Source organism: Streptococcus oralis, from assembly GCF_015561235.1.
Lineage (GTDB): Bacteria > Bacillota > Bacilli > Lactobacillales > Streptococcaceae > Streptococcus > Streptococcus oralis_BK.
This window is the reverse complement of record NZ_JADMTC010000001.1, coordinates 119,938-138,536: the sequence shown is the minus strand read 5'-3', so window position 1 is coordinate 138,536 and position 18,599 is coordinate 119,938. Positions and strand designations below refer to the sequence as shown.

Annotated in this window: 15 protein-coding genes and 1 pseudogene; 3 read left to right on the top strand and 13 right to left on the bottom strand. The window is 39.4% G+C overall.

The genetic code is table 11. The features are described from left to right. Window positions 1-7: 7 nt before the first annotated feature. From I2H52_RS00810 to I2H52_RS00790, 5 genes are all read right to left on the bottom strand, one after another. Window positions 8-763: an ABC transporter ATP-binding protein gene (locus I2H52_RS00810; protein WP_195593718.1), complete on the bottom strand. Its 756-nt coding sequence runs from the start codon at window positions 761-763 to the stop codon at window positions 8-10. 1 nt (window position 764) lies between these two features. After that, window positions 765-1,811, bottom strand: coding sequence for a FecCD family ABC transporter permease (locus I2H52_RS00805; RefSeq protein WP_195593715.1), 1,047 nt, complete (start codon window positions 1,809-1,811; stop codon window positions 765-767). Between the two features lie 602 nt (window positions 1,812-2,413). After that, window positions 2,414-2,683 carry a 30S ribosomal protein S15 gene (gene rpsO, locus I2H52_RS00800; RefSeq protein ID WP_001018251.1) on the bottom strand — a complete coding sequence of 90 codons (270 nt, stop codon included), beginning with the start codon at window positions 2,681-2,683 and terminating at the stop codon, window positions 2,414-2,416. Window positions 2,684-2,827: 144 nt separating this feature from the next. Further along, the gene (locus tag I2H52_RS00795) at window positions 2,828-5,527 is read right to left on the bottom strand and encodes an ABC transporter permease (RefSeq protein ID WP_229104467.1); all 2,700 of its coding nucleotides are present in this window, start codon (window positions 5,525-5,527) and stop codon (window positions 2,828-2,830) included. Window position 5,528: 1 nt separating this feature from the next. Next, a complete protein-coding gene (locus I2H52_RS00790) occupies window positions 5,529-6,230 on the bottom strand; it encodes an ABC transporter ATP-binding protein (protein WP_195593713.1) in 702 nt (233 codons plus the stop codon). Window positions 6,231-6,376: 146 nt separating this feature from the next. On the opposite strand from I2H52_RS00790, the gene I2H52_RS00785 reads away from it, so the two are divergent. Next, the gene (locus I2H52_RS00785) at window positions 6,377-7,609 is read left to right on the top strand and encodes an ISL3 family transposase (RefSeq protein WP_195593710.1); all 1,233 of its coding nucleotides are present in this window, start codon (window positions 6,377-6,379) and stop codon (window positions 7,607-7,609) included. A gap of 115 nt (window positions 7,610-7,724) precedes the next feature. Here I2H52_RS00785 and I2H52_RS00780 read toward each other — a convergent pair whose 3' ends face one another. The 3 genes from I2H52_RS00780 to I2H52_RS00770 are packed head-to-tail and all read right to left on the bottom strand — an operon-like array spanning window position 7,725 to window position 10,098. Further along, on the bottom strand, window positions 7,725-8,453 hold the full coding sequence (locus I2H52_RS00780; RefSeq protein WP_003703144.1) for an ABC transporter permease: 729 nt from the start codon (window positions 8,451-8,453) through the stop codon (window positions 7,725-7,727). Beyond that, the gene (locus tag I2H52_RS00775; protein WP_195593707.1) at window positions 8,450-9,190 is read right to left on the bottom strand and encodes an ABC transporter permease; all 741 of its coding nucleotides are present in this window, start codon (window positions 9,188-9,190) and stop codon (window positions 8,450-8,452) included. The genes I2H52_RS00780 and I2H52_RS00775 overlap by 4 nt, the downstream gene beginning before the upstream one ends. Next, window positions 9,190-10,098 (bottom strand): ABC transporter ATP-binding protein, encoded by a 909-nt coding sequence (locus I2H52_RS00770; protein WP_195593703.1) that lies wholly within the window; start codon window positions 10,096-10,098, stop codon window positions 9,190-9,192. The genes I2H52_RS00775 and I2H52_RS00770 overlap by 1 nt, the downstream gene beginning before the upstream one ends. A 170-nt stretch (window positions 10,099-10,268) precedes the next feature. Here I2H52_RS00770 and I2H52_RS00765 point away from each other — a divergent pair, with 170 nt between their 5' ends. Beyond that, window positions 10,269-10,958 (top strand): response regulator transcription factor, encoded by a 690-nt coding sequence (locus I2H52_RS00765; protein ID WP_195593699.1) that lies wholly within the window; start codon window positions 10,269-10,271, stop codon window positions 10,956-10,958. Then, window positions 10,959-12,269 carry a sensor histidine kinase gene (locus I2H52_RS00760; RefSeq protein ID WP_000381905.1) on the top strand — a complete coding sequence of 437 codons (1,311 nt, stop codon included), beginning with the start codon at window positions 10,959-10,961 and terminating at the stop codon, window positions 12,267-12,269. It abuts the gene before it with no gap. Between the two features lie 327 nt (window positions 12,270-12,596). Here I2H52_RS00760 and I2H52_RS00755 read toward each other — a convergent pair. The 5 genes and pseudogenes from I2H52_RS00755 to I2H52_RS00735 form a co-directional block, all read right to left on the bottom strand. After that, window positions 12,597-13,001 (bottom strand): annotated as a pseudogene (locus tag I2H52_RS00755) (transposase); the annotation flags it as partial. Between the two features lie 168 nt (window positions 13,002-13,169). Then, window positions 13,170-13,862 carry a phosphoglycerate mutase gene (locus tag I2H52_RS00750; RefSeq protein ID WP_195593696.1) on the bottom strand — a complete coding sequence of 231 codons (693 nt, stop codon included), beginning with the start codon at window positions 13,860-13,862 and terminating at the stop codon, window positions 13,170-13,172. 188 nt (window positions 13,863-14,050) lie between these two features. Continuing rightward, complete coding sequence (locus I2H52_RS00745) at window positions 14,051-14,431, bottom strand: hypothetical protein (RefSeq protein ID WP_000856374.1); 381 nt, start codon at window positions 14,429-14,431, stop codon at window positions 14,051-14,053. A 326-nt stretch (window positions 14,432-14,757) separates the two neighbouring features. Continuing rightward, entirely contained in the window at window positions 14,758-17,550 is a 2,793-nt protein-coding gene (gene ileS, locus I2H52_RS00740; RefSeq protein ID WP_195593694.1) for an isoleucine--tRNA ligase, read from the bottom strand. A 253-nt stretch (window positions 17,551-17,803) separates the two neighbouring features. Beyond that, window positions 17,804-18,598, bottom strand: a complete 795-nt coding sequence (locus I2H52_RS00735; protein ID WP_001123186.1) for a DivIVA domain-containing protein — start codon at window positions 18,596-18,598, stop codon at window positions 17,804-17,806. Between the last annotated feature and the right edge of the window lies 1 nt (window position 18,599).

The window sequence follows — 18,599 nt, the reverse complement described above, 5'->3', positions numbered from 1 at the left end:
TTCATTTTTATAAATAGTGAATCATAGCTTGCTGATCCTCGGTCCAAGTAACCTGACTTTGAACGCCATACACAGTTTGCAATGACTCAGGGGTGATAGTCTCCTTTGGAGTCCCTTGGTAAAGGATTTCCCCCTCCTTCATCAGATAGAGATAATCCGAATAGCGACAAGCAAGTTGAATGTCATGTAGGACAGCTAGAACATTGACCTTGAGATTCTTCACAATGGCCAACAAGTCTAACTGGTACTTGATATCCAGGTGATTGGTTGGTTCGTCCAGAAGCAAGAGAGTCGGTTCTTGCGCCAAGGCGCGTGCTAATAAGACTCGCTGTTTCTCCCCACCTGAAAGAGACGAATAGAGACGAGTTTTCTTCTCGAGCATACCCACCTTATCGAGGGCATCTTGAACGAGCCTATAATCCCTTTCCCTTTCTTTCTGTAAAAAAGACAGGTGGGGCGTTCTTCCCAGCAAGACAATTTCCTCAACTGTACAATCAAACTGCAATTGATTAAACTGAGTGACAACCGCCATTTGCTTAGCTGTTTCTTTGAGTGACCAATGCTCCAGCGGCTTTCCATCTAGGCTTATCAAGCCTTTGTCCGCCTTTTCCTGACGATAGAGGAGTTTAAGCAGGCTGGTTTTTCCACTTCCATTTGGCCCTAATATCGTATGAAATTGATGCCCCTCAACCTTAAGAGAAACTCCTTTGAGGATTTTTTTCTCTCCTAGTCCAAAGTGAACATCCTGACAAATCAAGTCCATATCAGACCCTCACCTCCCTTCGCCTAGCTCCAACAATGTAGATAAAGAAGGGAGCACCTACTAAGGCTGAGAAAATACCAATCGGCAGCTCAGCATTGGGAATGATGACACGAGAGAGTACATCTGCCCAGACGACAAAGAGGGCACCCAGTAAGGTCGCAACGGGAAAAAGTCTCCTGTAATTCGTTCCTACTAACCCTCGAGCTAAGTGAGGAGTAATCAGTCCAACAAATCCAATAATCCCACAGGTTGCCACTAAGACTGCTGTCAGCACAGCCACCATGGTCACATAAAGATACCAATAGAAGCGTAAGGGAATCCCCAAAGTTAAAGCAGCCTCATCTCCCATCATCATCGCATTAAAAACACGATACTGAGTAGAGAAAAATAGAAAAGCCAATCCTACTACTATAGTTGGCAGGACTAAGTCAGACCAGGTAGTCCCTGCAAGTGAACCCATGGTCCAAAACTTAATGGTCATCACACTGTCCGCATTAGCGCCAACTGAGATAATAAAGTTGGAAAATGCCAGAAAGAGAGCATTGACCACCGTTCCTGATAAGATCAGACTAGAAGTCGTCGTCCTTCCCTGCATAGAGGCAATGATGAGGACAGCGATTGTTGCCAAAATAGCTCCAAGGAAAGCTCCAAGGCTAATCACCAATTTTAAACCAAGAATGATGCTCAAAGTTGCCCCTAGAGTTGCACCCGCAGAGATGCCTAAGACATAGGGCTCAGCGATAGGGTTGTTTACCGTGGACTGCATCACGCTACCACACATGGAAAGACCAGCCCCTACTATCAGGCCTAACAATACTCGGGGGAATCTCATGTTCCATACAATGGCAAGAGTTGACTTAGAAACCTCTCCTATCTCAAGAGGAAATCCCAATCTGCTCAAAATGATCCGATAGGTATCTCCTAGATCAATCGCAACAGACCCCATAGAAACAGCTAGAAAGAGCGAAATCCCTAAAACAGCTAGCAAAACACCTAAAAGTAACACAAATTGCAGGTCCCGTCGGCTTCCAGAAAATTTGGAAAGCATGCAATCCTCCTTGATAGAATCATAAAAATTTAGAAAATTCTCATGAAAAGTATACCATATTTCTATTAGATGAACAAGGATAGAAACATATATAGAAAAAGCCCTCTGAAGTCAGAGAGCTGATTTGAGCTTAGGCTAAAATCCTAGCGAAAAAGATGAAACTCCTTGTGTTCATCGAACACGGTGTTGTTTCCCTATTTTCATACGGATTTTTAATACCCTTAGCATTTTGATTCTTGCTGGATAAACCGTTTATAGACTAGGCGACAAGCCGAAGATTGTACAAAAAAATCTCCCCGTAGGGAGATGATCTGGTTTATTTTACCTTACAGTGCTAGGGCCCGTAACCAAAGATAATACTTGAGTATATAGAGGTAAGGTGACAAAAGTAAAAAAGCTACCCAATTTAGAGTAGCTTCATTATCAAGATATGCTCAATTGAACACGGCCTAAAAGTAGATAGAAAAAAGCTCCCTGAAATCAGAGAGCCAATTTGAGCTCGGGCTAAAATCCTAGTGAAAAAGATGAAACTCCTTGTGTTCATCGAACACTGTGTCCTTTCCCTATTTTCATACGGATTTCTTACGCCCTTAGCATCATGATTAACGGCGAAGTCCGAGAGAGTTGATCAACTCACGGTAACGGTTAACGTCGTTTTTACGCAAGTATGCAAGCAAGTTACGACGGCGACCGATTTTCTTCATCAATCCACGGTAAGTAGCGTGGTCTTTTTTGTGTTGTTTGATGTGTTCGTTAAGGTGGTTGATTTCCCAAGTAAGGACAGCAACTTGAACCTCTACTGAACCTGTATCACCTTCGTGACGTGCATATTGTGCGATGATTTCATTTTTTTTCTCTTTTGAGATTGCCATGATATTTCTCCTTTTTATTTGGCTTCATCCGAGTGACAGGTTGGCATGCCTGTAACCAAGAAGAAGTTATTTGTCTTTACGACAATTCTTATTCTACCAAGAAGCAGGGACTTTGTCAACTGATTTACTATTTAAAACCTTGAATTACTCTACTGATTTCAGGGCTTCGAGCATATCCACTTTTCTCAAGTGGTGATTGACAAAGACGCCCAGTAAGGTTAAGATTACAGTCACTGCGACGATTGGAAGAGCATAGACTTCCCAGCTGACCTGAGGATAAAAAAGTATGGTGGCAGGTGAAATCATTTGAATCAAAAATTGATGTAAATAGTGGCCAGCTACCAAACCGAGAGCAATTCCCACAAGGGACAGCACCATGGTCTCACGGTAGATATAGAGGGTCACTTCTTTATTGTGGAAACCAAGAACCTTAATAGTGGAAAGTTCACGAATACGTTCTGCCACATTGATGTTAGTGAGATTGTAGAGAATGACAATGGCTAGTAAAACCGAAACAAGGACAAGGATGGCCATAGTTTTATTGAGCGAACTAGCTACAGATTCAAAGAGATGGATGGCCGTCGCATTTTGGACGACCCCAGAAACAGCAGCTTTTTTCATGAAGGTAGCAGCTTCTTTCTCCGTATTGGAAGGTGTTGGCTCTTTTAATTTTACTAGGTAGGTATTGTCTTGCGGACTGGTGCCGTAGACTTGTTCGTAAGTCGCTCGGTTGAGATAAACAAAGTGTCCAACATAATTTTCAGAAATCGCCGAGACCTTGATTTCTTTCCCATCAAGCTCTAGCTTATCTCCAACATTAACATCTGCTAGTTGGGCTAATTTTTGACTCACGACTGCTCCATCAGTGACCTGCACCTCTTGCCCATTTTCCTCTAATACGATAAAGGGCTTGAAGTCTTCTCTGTTTGTGACCATCATGGTGATGGTTTGAAGTCCTGCTTTTCCTTTAAAATCTTTTTCAATGGATTTAGAGTAAATCTTTTGATAAGCGTGGATCGATTCAGCTTGCAAGGCACTTTCTAGATCTGTTTTTTCTTGTTCACTCGCACTGCTCTTTTCCGCTACAATCATCTGGTATTGCTGGATTTTTTCAAATTGGCGCTCGACAACTCCTCCAACAGATGACTGAATGCCGAGACCTGCAAATAGGAGAGCCACCGAACCTACAACTCCAAAAATGGTCATCAACATCCGTTGCTTATATCGGAAAATATTTCGCGCCGTAACCTTATGAGTAAAACTCAAACGACTCCAAATAAAGCTCAGTCGTTCCAGCAAAATCTTTGATCCCTTAACGGGAGGTTTTGGAAGTAAGAGTTGGGCTGCTTCATCGTGTAATTCCCTTCGCGCCACCAGATAAGCCGGCAAAACGCTGGATACCCAACTTAAAGCTAGGGCAAGGAGACTATAAGACCAATAGAAATACTCGTGACTTTTTCCAACAACCATCCCAGCTGTTATAACATCTGAAATCACCCCTGCAAGGAGATAATGTCCAAGAAGTGTTCCTATAATGGTTCCCACAGTTCCTGCAAGAAAACCATAGAGGACAAACTTGGCAACAATATCTCGGTTGCGGTAACCCAAGGCCTTGAAAATACCAGCATTGGTGCGCTCCTCATCTACAAAGCGAGTCATTGTTGTAAAGGTCACCATTGCAGCGACCATATAAAGCACCACTGGAAAGATATTTCCGACTGAACGAATGCTTGATGATGCATTGCTGTACATGAGGTAACCTTGTCCACCTGGCATGGTTTGGCGATTGTATACGTGGTATTTCGGCTCTGCCAGTTCATCAAGCTCTTTCTGGCGCTGTTCTAGCTTCTCTTTTTCCTTAGATAGATCACTCTCTGTCTGAGCCAGCTTTTCTTTTTTTGTCGCCAATTCTTCCTTAGCTTTTGTCAGCTGTCCCTTGGCTTGACTCTTTTGTGGTTCTGGTAAAGCGGTCGCTTGTTCTTCTTGCGTTTTCAAGCGATTTTCAGCCTGCTCTAACTGACTCTTGCCATTTTCAAGGTTGCTTTCAGCTGTTTGGAGCTGTTCTTTCCCCTCTTCCAGGCTCTTTTGCCCATTTGTTTTGATACTTACCAATCTTTTTTGACCATTATCAGCAAGTAAGTCTTGCAACTCTTCCTGGTGTTGGGTTCGTTTCCTCTTATAGTCTGATGAAAAAGCATCCAGATTTTTTAAATCATCATAGCGCACACGCGCAATACTATAAACATCTGTATCAAACTGACTGGGTAAAATCACTCCATAACCAGCCAAGCTTCCATTTCCACTACTAGCACTCCCTAAGTCTTTTTTAGAAAGGATTTCACCTGACTGAACAAATCCAGTAATTGTGAAAGTTTGGGATTTTAGGACGGACTTTTCTTCTTTCTTGCTAAAGGTAATGGTCTCTCCAATCTGATAACGGTCTTTCCAGAAATCAGCCAAGGCAATTTCCTCATTAGCTTCTGGCAGTCGCCCTTCTGTCACTTGGAAGGTTGAAATGCTCTCTGGTTTGGAATAAAGTCGAACCGCTTCTTCACTATTTTCAACGGTTAAGTCTGCCATATAGCCAAACTCAACACTTGCTCCTTGAAGTGTCTTTAGTTCGTCTTGGTCTTCTTTGCCCAAGCCATAATCAGCTATCACGGCCAGATCCAGAGTATTAGCTTTACGGAGATAATCTTCTGCCGTACGTTCCATGTTTGGACTGGCTACTTTAAGACCTACTAGGGCCAGGGAACCCAGCATCATCAAGGTCAAGATAGAAACAAAGCGTCCCTTAGAAGCAGTTACCGACTGGAGTAGGTCTTTTCGGTATGTTTTTTTCATGCTAATACTCCAACGTATCAATATCCTGCGGATGCTCATTAATCGTCACACTCTTAACCGTGGCATCACGCATGTGAATCACCCGATCCGCAATAGGGGCTAGCGCGCCATTGTGGGTCACGATAATCACCGTCGCTCCTTTTTGACGAGACATGTCTTGGAGAATCTTCAAGACTTGCTTCCCCGTTTGGTAATCCAAGGCACCCGTCGGTTCATCACAGAGGAGGATCTTAGGATTTTTGGCTACAGCGCGTGCAATGGAGACTCGCTGTTGCTCCCCTCCAGAAAGCTGGGCTGGAAAGTTATTGAGGCGATGACCTAACCCTACGTCATTTAGCACTTGCTCTGGATCCAAGGCATCCGCTACGATTTCTGAGGCCAACTCCACGTTTTCCTTGGCTGTCAGATTAGAGACTAGATTGTAAAATTGAAAAACGAAGCCTACATCTTCACGACGATAGTTTGTTCGTTGGTGCGAACTATAGTTGGCAATATTGGCACCATCAATCCAAATCTCCCCCTTATCATTGGTATCCATACCTCCTAGGAGATTGAGAACGGTTGATTTTCCAGCACCTGATGCGCCAAGGATAATAACCAGCTCCCCCTTTTCAATTTCAAAATTCACATCACGATTAGCCACAATCTCCGTATCCCCAACCTGGTAACGCTTGTAGCTGTGTTTCATTTCAATATAAGCCATTGTCCTTCTCTCTTTCTTACAATTAAGTCACTCTTTACTATCATTATAACGCTTTTTCAACTAGTTGGAAACTAGAAGCAAAAACAAAAAAAGCCCCATAAGACCTATAATGAAAAAGTGACCAAACCCTCATTAGAAAGAATCTTATGGAACAATTAAATTTTATCACAAACATACTCGGAATTAAAGACAAGAACATCATAATCTTGGATTATCTGGATGCTGGAACACATAAAGAAATCATCGCTAAGCTAGATTATCCTGCTCCTAAGTATCTCGATTGTCAAGGACAAATGGCTAAATATGACTTCCAAAAAGAATCTAAAATTCCCTATCTAGAGTGTGCGGGATACAAAACTCTTATTCGATTGAGAAAACGCCGTTTTCGTTGTAAAGTATGCGGAAAAATAGCTGTCGCAGAGACTTCCTTAGTCAAAAAGAACTACCAAATCTCAACGATCGTCAACCAGAAAATCACTCAAAAATTAATCGAGAAAGTCCCTATGACTGCTATCGCCGAAAGTTTATCGGTCTCTACTTCGACAGTCATCCGTAAATTGAAAGAGTTCGAGGTCAAGTCTGATCTTAACCACCTTCCAGAACACATGAGCTGGGATGAGTACAGCTTCAAGAAAGGTAAGATGAGCTTTATTGCACAGGACTACGATAATGGACGGACTCAAGCAACTATTCGCAATCATTTCCTTCGTTATTCTAGACAGGTGAGAAGTCGTGTGAAAGTCATTACCATGGACATGTTTAGTCCCTACTACGATATTGCCAGAAAACTATTTCCTTCTGCTAAAATCGTCCTCGACCGCTTTCACATTGTCCAGCATCTCAGTCGAGCTATGAACCACCTTCGCATCCAAATCATGAATCAGTTTGATCGGAGATCGCACGAATATAAAGCACTGAAACGTTACTGGAAACTCATTCAACAGGATAGCCGTAAACTCAGTGATAAACGATTTTATCGACCAACTTTTCGGTCACACTTGACCAATAAAGAGGTTCTAGAAAAGCTGCTTTCATACTCTCAAGAACTTAGACAGCACTATAATCTCTATCAACTCCTACTCTTTCATTTTCAAGAGAAACAAACGGAACATTTCTTTAGTCTTATTGAAGAAACAACTTCTTCTGTAAATCCTATTTTTCAAACTGTTTTCAAGACCTTTTTGAAAGATAAAGACAAGATCATGAATGCACTGGAACTTCCCTACTCAAACGTAAAACTAGAGGCTACCAATAATCTTATCAAAGTCATCAAGCGAAATGCTTTTGGCTTCCGGAACTTTGACAACTTTAAAACTAGAATTCTCATTGCTTTGAACATCAAAAAGGAGAGAACCAATTTGGTCCTCTCCAGGTTATAACTTTTCATCAACCCACTACAGTTGACAAAGATCCCACTGTTTATTTGCTGATCATTAATTGTATAACAATTACGATAGTTCTTTGCTTTTTTCATGTTTTTCACTATAAATGAGATTAAATAAATCTCTTTTTAAGCTGTCTAACTGCTAAGGTATAGAAGACAAAAATATAAGCACTATTGACAACTAAGAAAAGGATAAATTCAGATAAGGTAAAAGGGACTAAGGAACGAGCTCGATCACCAACAGCAATCTGAGCATAAGGGAAAATTCTAAAAAGACCTTGTCCAATAAAGAGGGTCATAAGTCCTGCCATAGCCAAAATAGCTGATATAAGAATAGGCACTGCGAAATTTTTTAAGCGAATACTAAGAAAAATTTGAATGGTGACAATAGTAATGGTTGCTATCCAACCTGTGATAGACCAAAGCAAAAAGTCCAGTAGATAATTTGCAAAAGGTACCTTCAAAACCAAAGCGCTGATAATATAAAAGAGAAGAACTATCAGTTGACTAATAGCCATGACTAGTGACAAGCTGGTGATTTTTGATAAAATGATACGATTGGCTTTAACCGGAATACTTAATAAGCGCTGCCAGTTTTTATTACTTTCCTCGAATTGACAACTGATGGAACAGATAATCCCGATCAGAATAGGAGTAAATATCTGCGAGGAGTAGAAAACTGTTTGTCCCCAAAGGACGTGAGCTTGTGTACCATCTAAGAGAACTTTTCGGTTGAGGGCAAAAATCATTGTTCCCAATAAGGACCCAACAAGGTTAAAGAAGATTAGCGTTATCGGAATAGCACTTTTTTTTATTTTTTTAAATTCAAAAGTAATCATAATAGATCCGCCTTTCCAATGAGTTTCTTACTGACAAAGATGCTTAAAAAAATGATAAGCAATAATGTAACTAATTTAAAGGGATAAGCATTATCATATTGAAAAAGATAAGTGTTAGTTCCAGCCACCCGTTTAGCGATTCCCATCATAGAGAAATATTGCCAAGGAATGAAAATACGAATAGGAAATGGTAACGCACTGATACCTACAAATGACAGGAAGGAACCAATTAAGCCTGTTACCACTGTCACACTTGGCTTTGGATAGATAAAAGCTAAGCAAAGATGTAAACAAGACAGAAAGAGACAAACCAAAAAAGTTGTGGACAAAAAGAGACTCAATGAAACAGATGTCACACTGACCTGCATGCCTTGAATAATAAATTTCAGAAAAATCGTTTGAATCAAACTGACAACAAAGGCAAAAATAGCCATCACAGTCAATTTAGCTTTAAAAAGTTGCCAAGGACTTTCGTTACTAGTTTGCAAGAGTTTAAAAGTTTTGCCTAGATGTTCCAATTCCAGTAGTCTAGACGCTAAAACTGCAATGAAAAGTGGCAAAATAACATCATTCAAGTAAGTCATGGTATAAATGGCATTATAGGCCTCATGCGTTTTAGGTAATTCATATTTGATAACAACGCCACTCCAAATCAGGCCCACTGCTACAATAGCAATCAAAGATAGCAAGAAAGAACGTCTTTTTAATTTGATAAATTCTAATTGTAAATTTAGCATTACAAAACACTTCCTTCCCGTCCTGTCATATCAAGGAAAACATCTTCCAGCGATCGACGAACCATACGAACTTGATAAATATCAACATCATTTTCAACTAAGAGTCGAATAGCAGTGGCTATATTAACTTTATTGTTATCGTTGACAATCAATTTTTTGTCATCATCCAAATTAAAACCATTGAACATTAGTATTCTTTTAGCAGTTACATCATCACTGGTCTCAAACAGATATTTTTCATCTTCTTCAAGGTCAGATAGGTGGCCTTCAAAAAGTAATTGACCATGATTGACAATACCAACAGTTGTAGCCATCTGTTCAATTTCTGAAAGAATATGGCTAGAAACGATAATAGTCATATCATATTTTTGTGGCAAGGACTTGATGAGCTCACGAATTTCTTGAATACCGGCAGGGTCTAAACCATTAGTTGGCTCATCCAAAATCAGTAATTTAGGAAATTTAACAATGGCTAGTGCAATTCCTAGACGTTGTTTCATGCCTAGTGAATAGTTTTTAACTAGCTTGTCTTTTTGATCGAAAAGTTTGACAATCTTTAAAACTTCATCAATATTTCTTTTTGGTAATTTAAGCAATTTTTGGATAATTTCAAGATTTTCATAGCCGGTCAAATTAGCATAGTAAGAGGGCTCTTCAATGAGAGAACCTACATTTGAGAGAAGTGATATTTGATTGCTGTTAAAGGTTTTTCCAAAGAGCTTAATGGAACCGTGGCTTGGTTGCAACAATCCTAAAAGCATTTTCATAGCAGTACTCTTACCAGCACCATTTGGTCCCAAAAAACCATAAATTTCATTTTTTCTAATATGAATAGAGAGCTGATTAACGGCTACTTCACCTGAAAAATCCTTACTTAATTGGTTGGTTTCAACGATATAATTGTTCATTTGTTTTCTCCTTTAAAAATCTTAGAGTGATGTTATATCCTTTCGCTATTTCATTATAATGAACCTCCTTTATTTTAACCTGTTCATTACCTTAATTCTTCCTTAATTTTTACTTTAAAGTCCTTGACCAAGGAAGCAATGTGTTATACTAGTCTTGTTGAGGTAATAGTATGAATTATAAAGAACAGAAGATCTTAATTTTAGACGATAACCCAGAAATTTTAGAAATAGTGCAAGAATCATTGAGCATTGCTGGGTTTAGCAATCTAACAAGTGTACAATCACAAAAAGAAGCTTTGGAGCAATTTGAAGAAAAATCTTTTGATTTAGTTATTTTAGACATTATGCTGCCTGAAGGATCAGGATTTGAAGTTTTAAAGGGCATCCGTAAGACTTCAATGGTTCCTGTTTTGTTTTTGTCGGCAATCTCCGATATAGAAAAACAATATCAGGGCTTTGAGTTAGGGGCAGATGACTATATTATCAAGCCTTTCCGTCCAAGAGATTTGGAATTGCGTATTCTTTCCATCTTAAAAAGAGCCTATCCCGAAAAGGAAGATACCCTTGTTTTGCCTGCTTGCCAGGTGAATTTTAGCCAAGCCTTGATTACCAAAGGAAAACTAGAGATTCAGCTGACAGCTAAGGAATACAGTATTCTTAAGATCCTATATGATAATAAGAATCGCATTGTCACTTTTGACCAACTCTTAGAAAAGGTCTGGGGATTACAATACCAAGGCTATGATAATACCCTAATGGCTCATATTCGTAAGATTCGACAAAAGATTGAAGCCAATCCTTCTAAACCAGAAAGCTTAATAACGGTTAAAGGTTTGGGTTACAAACTAAAGGTGAATTAAATGGATACCGTTAAATTTTTTACTAAGTTATTAACCAGGTATGTTCTATTAATCTTGGCTTTAATCATAGGACTTGTTTTTGTTTATGGTTTGGTTTTCTCAGCCTATTTTAGTTTCTATGGAAAGGAAAAACCGGAACTACTTTACACTAAAATCGCTCAATCGAGTCAAGAGAATAATTTCAATTTTGATAAAAGCAGCAAAATTGAAATGGATAAACAAAATACTTGGGCTATGGTACTGAATCAAGATGGCAATATTGTCCAATCTTATCATTTACCTAAAGGACTCAAAAGGCATTATACGAATGCTGATATGGTTAAATTTTCACGTTGGTATTTAGAAGATTACCCTGTTTTCTCCTATGTACGTGGTCAGCAAATTTTAGTTTTGGGCTATCCTAAAAAGCATTCCTTAGCAAAATTTAATTTCTATGCTAATACGCAATTTATTAGGAATTTTCTCAGTTTGGGACTTGTTTTCTTGGGTATTATTCTTTTACTTATTTTTATTCTTTTGAGCCGATCAAAGTTGCGTATTAAAAAGGAGATGGAGCCGATTATTACTGCTGTCACTTCTTTATCTCAAGGTCAAAATATCGTTCTTAAAGAAAAGGGAAATTTCTCTGAAATTAAGACGGCTCTCAATGAGACATCTCATATTTTGGAAGAAAGCAACACGATGAAAGAGCAATGGATTAGAGGGGTCAGTCATGATTTACGCAATCCTCTTATGCTCATATCAGGTTATAACAGTCAGTTAGAGCAGCAATATGGCAAAGGAAAGCAGACAGAGGAAATTGAAAATCAGATTCAAACTATGAAAGAAATGATTTCTAATCTCAATATGAGCTACTTATTGGATAACCAAAAGCGTCACTCCGAATTTTCCAATCTTGATTTGGTTACTGTCCTACGAACAGTAATTGCCGATATATTGAATAATTATGAAACAATTACACTTCATTTTGATTTGCCTGCCGAGACAGTGTTGGTAAAAGGAGAGGTAACTTTATTAGCAAGAGCTTTTAGAAATCTCTTGCTTAATAGTATTATGCACAGCGGCTCTAACCAGATTGATCTGACTTATCAATTATCTGATAATAAAGTGCTCATCGTCATTGCGGATCAAGGAGATATTACAGCTCAAAAAATTACTGAGCTAAATCAAAAATCAACTAATTATGAATCACATGGTATGGGAACAGTTATCACCAAACAAATTATTAAATTACATCAAGGTGAAATTGTTTTTTTAGACAATCATCCAGGCTTAAAAGTCACCATTTCTTTACCTTTAGTAAAGGAATAATGACCTGCCCCTAAGAACAAGCTTACACTTAGAAAACTAACCATTTGGAGCATTGCGACACATTATTTATCTTCTAAATATTTCTAAATGCTATTTTTGGGGCAAAGTATTCTTTCGTCTAATCATCGTAAATTTTTGATAAATAAGTAGCAATACTATTCTATTTATCAAAAATTTTTCTGTTATACGCAAAAAAAGAGTGAACAAATAAAGTTGCACTCTTTTACTGTTAAAATGTTTTGTCAACAACTATATACGAATTACACTAAAAACGCTTTAGATACTGTCAATAATTATGTGTAAACACTCAAGTAGAGTTATGGAGTGCTAATCAAATAAGCTTTCAAGTGTGTCAGAACATTGACCAAACCCTTTATGGATTCGTTGACTTTGCTTGAAATTATAATCTTCAAACAAAGTAACTAAGTAACGGTCCAGGGCTTCTTCGTTAGGAAAAAGAACCTTCTTTTTCGTTTGACGTTTAATTTCTTTGTTGAGAGACTCAATGAGCTTTGTCGAATAAATGCTGTGCCAAATTTGGTAGGGAAACTAGAAAAAAGTTAAAAGATTATCCGTATTCTCCAGACTTTCTATGACTTTCCTATACTTTGGCTTCCATTCAGCGATAAAGTTCTCTAAAGCTTGTACTGCCATTTCTAAATTTTCAGCACGATAAATCGTTTTTAATTACCCTAGAATAACCACTCGATTAGATCGTTTCACCTTACTAGCCCTTTTCATCAACCCACTACAGTTGACAAAGAGCCTGTAAGCCATCGTCTTTCTCTCTTTCTTACAATTAAGTAACTCTTTACTATCATTTATAACGTTTTTTCAACTAGTTGGAAACCAGAAGCAAAAACAAAAAGCCTAGGAATTCCTAGGCTTTCTGTTTATAGATTATTTTCCAAGGTAGTATTCAGAAACTACGTTCAATTTTTCGTCGAATTCGAATACCAATGGTGGGAAGTTAGGGATTTCTACACCCATGATTTCGTCATCAGACAATTGTTTGATGTGTTTTACAAGGGCACGGATTGAGTTACCGTGAGCTCCTACGAATACGTTTTTACCCTCTTTAAGTGCTGGAGCGATTTTATCTTCCCAGAATGGAAGGGCACGTTCCAAAGTCACTTTCAAGTTTTCAGCATCTGGAATGACTGAATCGTCAAGTGAAGCGTAACGGCGGTCAGTGTGAGCTGAGTATTCGTCATCATGAGGCATCGCAGGAGGCAATACATCGTATGAACGGCGCCAGATATGAACTTGCTCATCACCAAATTGTTCAGCAGCTTCAGCTTTGTTTTTACCAGTCAAACCACCGTAGTGACGTTCGTTCAAGCGCCATGATTTTTCAACTGGAACCCAGAGTTGGTCAGCAGCTTCAAGAGCCAAATTTGTTGTTTTAATCGCACGTTTCAATACTGAAGTGTAAGCTTGGTCAAATTCGATACCAGCTTCCTTGATCAATTTACCAGCGTCAATCGCTTGTTGTGTTCCTTTATCAGACAAATCAACATCAGCCCAACCAGTGAAAAGGTTAGCTTTGTTCCATTCAGACTCACCGTGGCGAGCAAAAACCAATTTTACCATTAGATGGATTCTCCTTTTATTTTTCGAGGTTTCCCTCGTTTATCTATTCTATTTTACACAATTTTTCACAAAAAAGCTAGTTAAAATCAACTAAAAAGAGAAGAGCTTAGCAGTCTTCTCTTTATCGTACTATCATAATTGTTCTCGATAGAGAATGAAATAGTCCCGTCCAAATAATTGGAAAACTACTACTCTTCAATTACAAATTTTTTCAATGTTCCAAAGTAAAGTGAACCACCAATAATGGTTAGAATTCCACCTACCCATCCTAAAAATGGAATCAAGCCGACCGCACCACCTACAATGAGCAAGACAGAAGGTGCATTCGTAACACGTTCATCATCTTTATAATAAACTATAGCTACAATTCCCAACACTAAAACAGCAATTTTAACCAATGACAAAATAATTGAGAGCCCTGTCAATGTCCCAACTGTTACATCTGCGTCTTCAGTTGCCGCAGCAGCTCCAACAGCCATGATAAACATGATGACTGGCGCTAAAAGCAATATAATTCCTGAAATAAGACCAAAAATAGCGTTAACACGAGCAAGTGTATTTGTTTTCATAATAATCTCCTTAAAATTTTTATAGGTATTATTCTATCATAATTTCTCTAAAAATTAAACAATCTTATAAAATTTTATAATAAATATTGATTCTCAAAAAATAATTTTAAGTTCTATAGTCTCTTTATAATTAGTAGAAATATAAAATTATGAGAAAACTGAATAGTTGATTATGTTAATTATCTACACGGACAGGCCAGGAAGAACTTCATTTAAGGAAATGGACTAGTAAATTTTCCCATGATAAAACGCATAATATCAAGGTACTTGAACTCTTGATATTATGCGTTTTTATGATTTTAGCGACCTTTCTCAGTCTATTCTGATTATTTCGCTTCAAATCCTTCTGCGACTGCATCCGCAAAGTTTTCTTCTACGATGCTTGCACAGTGATCACAGATGACTGCGTGGTGGCTGCGTTCTGCTGTTGTTGGGTCAATACGACGGCAGCGCTCACATACTTCACCTGTAGCGCGTTCAACTGTAAAGGCAACATCTTCAAAACTTACTGCACTCTCTGGAGCTGGTCCTTCAGCGATGGTCAATTCTGACACGATCAAGAGTTGAGCCACATTGCTATCCACTGCTCCAAGAAGAGTTTTCACAACTTCGTTTGGATAAACTGTCAAGTGTGCTTCAAGCGATTTCCCGATAACTTTTGCATTACGAGCTTCTTCCAAGGCTTTTTGAGCTTGTCCACGGAAATCCATGAAGGCTGACCATGTATCCAGGATTTCTTCTTGGTTGGCAAAAGTTTCAGCCTCTGGTAATTCAGACAATTGAACGAAGTCTTCAGCTTCAAACTCAAGATATGACCAGATTTCTTCCGCAGTGTGAGGAAGGATTGGTGTCAAGAGTTTGGTGATTTTGACAAGAATGTCATAGAAGACTGTTTGCATTTGACGGCGTTCGAGTGATTTGGCACCTTCGATGTAAACAACGTCTTTGGCAAAGTCAAGGTAGAAGGCAGACAAATCAACGTTGATAAAGTTCACCAAGGCCTTGTAGATTGTCAAAAATTCAAAGTTGGCATAAGCATCACGAATCGTTTTCACAAGTTGGTTAAAGCGGATGGTCATGTACTTGTCGACGGAACGAAGCTCATCGTAAGCCACTGCATCTTGAGCTGGGTTAAAGTCAGATGTATTGGCAATCAAGAAACGAAGGGTGTTACGGATCTTACGGTAAGTTTCAGAGACTTGACTCAAGATATCCATAGAAATACGCACATCGTTGCTTGAGTCAACACTTGTTACCCAGAGACGCAAAATTTCCGCACCAAATTGTTTTTCAACATCACTTGGAGCAATGGTATTCCCAAGAGATTTAGACATCTTTTCACCTTTACCGTCAAGGGCAAAACCTTGTGATAAGATTTGTTTATATGGCGCTACGCCATGGTTGGCAACAGATGTGATGAGTGAAGAGTTGAACCAACCACGGTATTGGTCAGAACCCTCAAGATAAAGGTCTGCTGGGTAAGTCAATTCTGGACGGTTTACTACAACCCCATTCCATGATGAACCTGAGTCAAACCAAACATCCATGATATCTGTTTCTTTCTTGAACTCGCCATTTGGTGAACCTGGATGGGTGAATCCTTCTGGCAAGAGATCCTTAGCATCACACTCCCACCAGATGATAGAACCGTGTTCCTCAAAGAGTTGAGCCACGTGCTCGATGGTTTCAGCTGTCATGATTGGCGTTCCGTCTTCAGCATAAAAGATAGGAAGGGGAACACCCCAAGCACGTTGACGAGAGATAACCCAGTCGCCACGGTCGCGAATCATGTTGTAAAGACGAACTTTACCCCATTCTGAGTGGAATTTCACTTTTTCAATTTCATCCAAGATTTCTTGGCGGAATTTAGATACAGAGGCAAACCATTGTGGTACTGCACGCCAGATGATTGGTTTTTTCGTACGCCAGTCAAATGGGTATGAGTGGGAGATTTCTTCTTGAGCAAGGAGCAAATCGCCCAGTTTCTCGATAACAGTTGGAACAACCTTATCATAGAATTGACCTTCGAACTCAGGACCAGCATTTGCCATCATGATCCCGCGTTCATTGACGGTTACAGCAACTTCAAGGCCGTTAGCAACACCGACATTGTAGTCGTCCTCACCAAAACCTGGAGCCGTATGGACGATACCTGTACCAGAGTCTGTCGTAACGTGGTCACCAAGGATTACCAACTCATCTACAGCCGTATCCCATGGGTGGACTGTCACAATGTGATTCAATTCTTGCCCACGATAAGTCGCCAAGACCTGAACATCAGCCCAGCCAAATTTCTCAGACAAACTGTTCAACAATTCTGAAGAAACCACAAACTTACGAGATTCACCAGCAGGTTGTACGACTACATAATCAATATCTGCACCAACAGTCAACCCACGAGAAGCAGTGATGGTAAATGGAGTTGTTGTCCAAACAACGATGTAAGTATCAGTATCAAGCACACCTTTTCCATCTTTGACACGGTTAGCATAGTAAAGGGAAGTTGAAATCAAGTCATGGTATTCAATTTCCGCTTCTGCAAGGGCTGACTCAGAAGACCATGACCAGTAAACCGGCTTGGCACCACGGTAGATGTAGCCCTTCTTAGCCATTTCACCAAAGACACGGATTTGAGCCGCTTCATAGTCCGGGGTCAAGGTCACATAAGGGTTTTCCCAGTCACCAGAAACACCCAAACGTTTAAAGTCTTCACGTTGTTTATCAACTTGAGAAAGAGCATACTCGCGGCAAAGTTTCAAGTACTCAACCAAGTCCATTTCTTTACGTTTCACGCCTTGTTTTGCCAAGACTTGCTCGATTGGCAGACCATGTGTATCCCAACCAGGAATATAAGGTGCGTAAAATCCTGACATAGACTTAGAACGAACAATAATATCTTTAGAAATCTTGTTCATGGCATGTCCAACGTGGATATTTCCGTTTGCATACGGAGGTCCATCGTGCAAGGTAAAATGCGGTTTTCCTTGGTTCAATTCTTGACGACGTTGGTAAAGTTTTGCATCTTCCCATTCCTTTTGCCAGAGTGGCTCTTTGGTAGGAAGTCCTGCACGCATTGGGAAAGCTGTTTTCCCAAGGTTAAGGGTATCTTTGAGTTTCATGGTATCTCCTTTATAAATATTAACAAATTAAAAACCACGACTTCCAAAAAGGACGAAAATCGTGGTACCACCTTTGTTCGAAAAAAGACAGTGTCTCTTTTCCTCTTTTCCCGTAACGTGGGGAACGTCCAGTCTTACTGTTTTCAGACTGGATTTGTTGAGAGGATAATCTAACGACTAGAGATTGCAGGGCTCACACCATCTCCTGCTCGCTGAAAATATAGTTGGTTAGATTTTGTTCTCACATTTACTTTTATAGGATAAGAACAGATTCTTTGTTTGCATCTTCCTCAGTTGCTGCAGTAGTTTCTACGTCAACTGACTCTTCATGTTGTTCACTTTCATCTGTATGTTGATTTTGTTGAGCTTCAAACTCAGCCAATTCTTTATTTCCAGCCTCGATGCGAGCTTGCAACTCAGCAACCTCTTCTGGTGTGAATTGACGAGTCATATCAATAGGCTCTTCCTCAGGTTGTGAAGGAATAGTTTCACCAAGAACTTCACCCACCACTTCTTTAAAGGCTTCATCGCTTGTTTGAAGATACGTTGCTGTTGGGCGAAGAATGTCTTCCCAATCTGATGACTCAACAATAGCCAATTGACTTTCAATCGTAGACTTGAGGCGTTGATGGAATACACGACTCTTGTTCTTCAACTCTTCTGTCTCAACAGCCACTTTCTTAGCATTATCTGTTGCCTGACGGAGAATTTCATTTGCCTTGTATTTTGCTTCTTCTAGCAAACGCTGAGCGTCTTGTTCAGCTTGTTGAATAATATTGTTCGAACGTTCTTGAGCAGCCTGTTTGACACGCTCCGCAGTATCTTGAGCAATCAAAACTGACTGACTCAAGGAATCTTTCATCTCATCAAAGTAAGACAAACGTTCTTCCAAACTCTTGATATGTGTTTCTTTGTCATGATTACTACGAACCAAATCTTCATAGTCACGAACAACGATATCAAGAAATTCATCTACTTCTTCTGGGTCAAAACCTCTAAATCTTGTACCAAAGGTTTTATCTTTAATTTCTAACGATGTAATTGGCATA

Excerpts from the sequence above, each read along its gene's own strand:
- I2H52_RS00810 (WP_195593718.1), bottom strand. The coding sequence starts at position 763 with ATGGACTTGATTTGTCAGGATGTTCACTTTGGACTAGGAGAGAAAAAA.
- I2H52_RS00805 (WP_195593715.1), bottom strand. The coding sequence starts at position 1,811 with ATGCTTTCCAAATTTTCTGGAAGCCGACGGGACCTGCAATTTGTGTTA.
- rpsO (WP_001018251.1), bottom strand. The coding sequence starts at position 2,683 with ATGGCAATCTCAAAAGAGAAAAAAAATGAAATCATCGCACAATATGCA.
- I2H52_RS00795 (WP_229104467.1), bottom strand. The coding sequence starts at position 5,527 with ATGAAAAAAACATACCGAAAAGACCTACTCCAGTCGGTAACTGCTTCT.
- I2H52_RS00790 (WP_195593713.1), bottom strand. The coding sequence starts at position 6,230 with ATGGCTTATATTGAAATGAAACACAGCTACAAGCGTTACCAGGTTGGG.
- I2H52_RS00785 (WP_195593710.1), top strand. The coding sequence starts at position 6,377 with ATGGAACAATTAAATTTTATCACAAACATACTCGGAATTAAAGACAAG.
- I2H52_RS00780 (WP_003703144.1), bottom strand. The coding sequence starts at position 8,453 with ATGATTACTTTTGAATTTAAAAAAATAAAAAAAAGTGCTATTCCGATA.
- I2H52_RS00775 (WP_195593707.1), bottom strand. The coding sequence starts at position 9,190 with ATGCTAAATTTACAATTAGAATTTATCAAATTAAAAAGACGTTCTTTC.
- I2H52_RS00770 (WP_195593703.1), bottom strand. The coding sequence starts at position 10,098 with ATGAACAATTATATCGTTGAAACCAACCAATTAAGTAAGGATTTTTCA.
- I2H52_RS00765 (WP_195593699.1), top strand. The coding sequence starts at position 10,269 with ATGAATTATAAAGAACAGAAGATCTTAATTTTAGACGATAACCCAGAA.
- I2H52_RS00760 (WP_000381905.1), top strand. The coding sequence starts at position 10,959 with ATGGATACCGTTAAATTTTTTACTAAGTTATTAACCAGGTATGTTCTA.
- I2H52_RS00750 (WP_195593696.1), bottom strand. The coding sequence starts at position 13,862 with ATGGTAAAATTGGTTTTTGCTCGCCACGGTGAGTCTGAATGGAACAAA.
- I2H52_RS00745 (WP_000856374.1), bottom strand. The coding sequence starts at position 14,431 with ATGAAAACAAATACACTTGCTCGTGTTAACGCTATTTTTGGTCTTATT.
- ileS (WP_195593694.1), bottom strand. The coding sequence starts at position 17,550 with ATGAAACTCAAAGATACCCTTAACCTTGGGAAAACAGCTTTCCCAATG.
- I2H52_RS00735 (WP_001123186.1), bottom strand. The coding sequence starts at position 18,598 with ATGCCAATTACATCGTTAGAAATTAAAGATAAAACCTTTGGTACAAGA.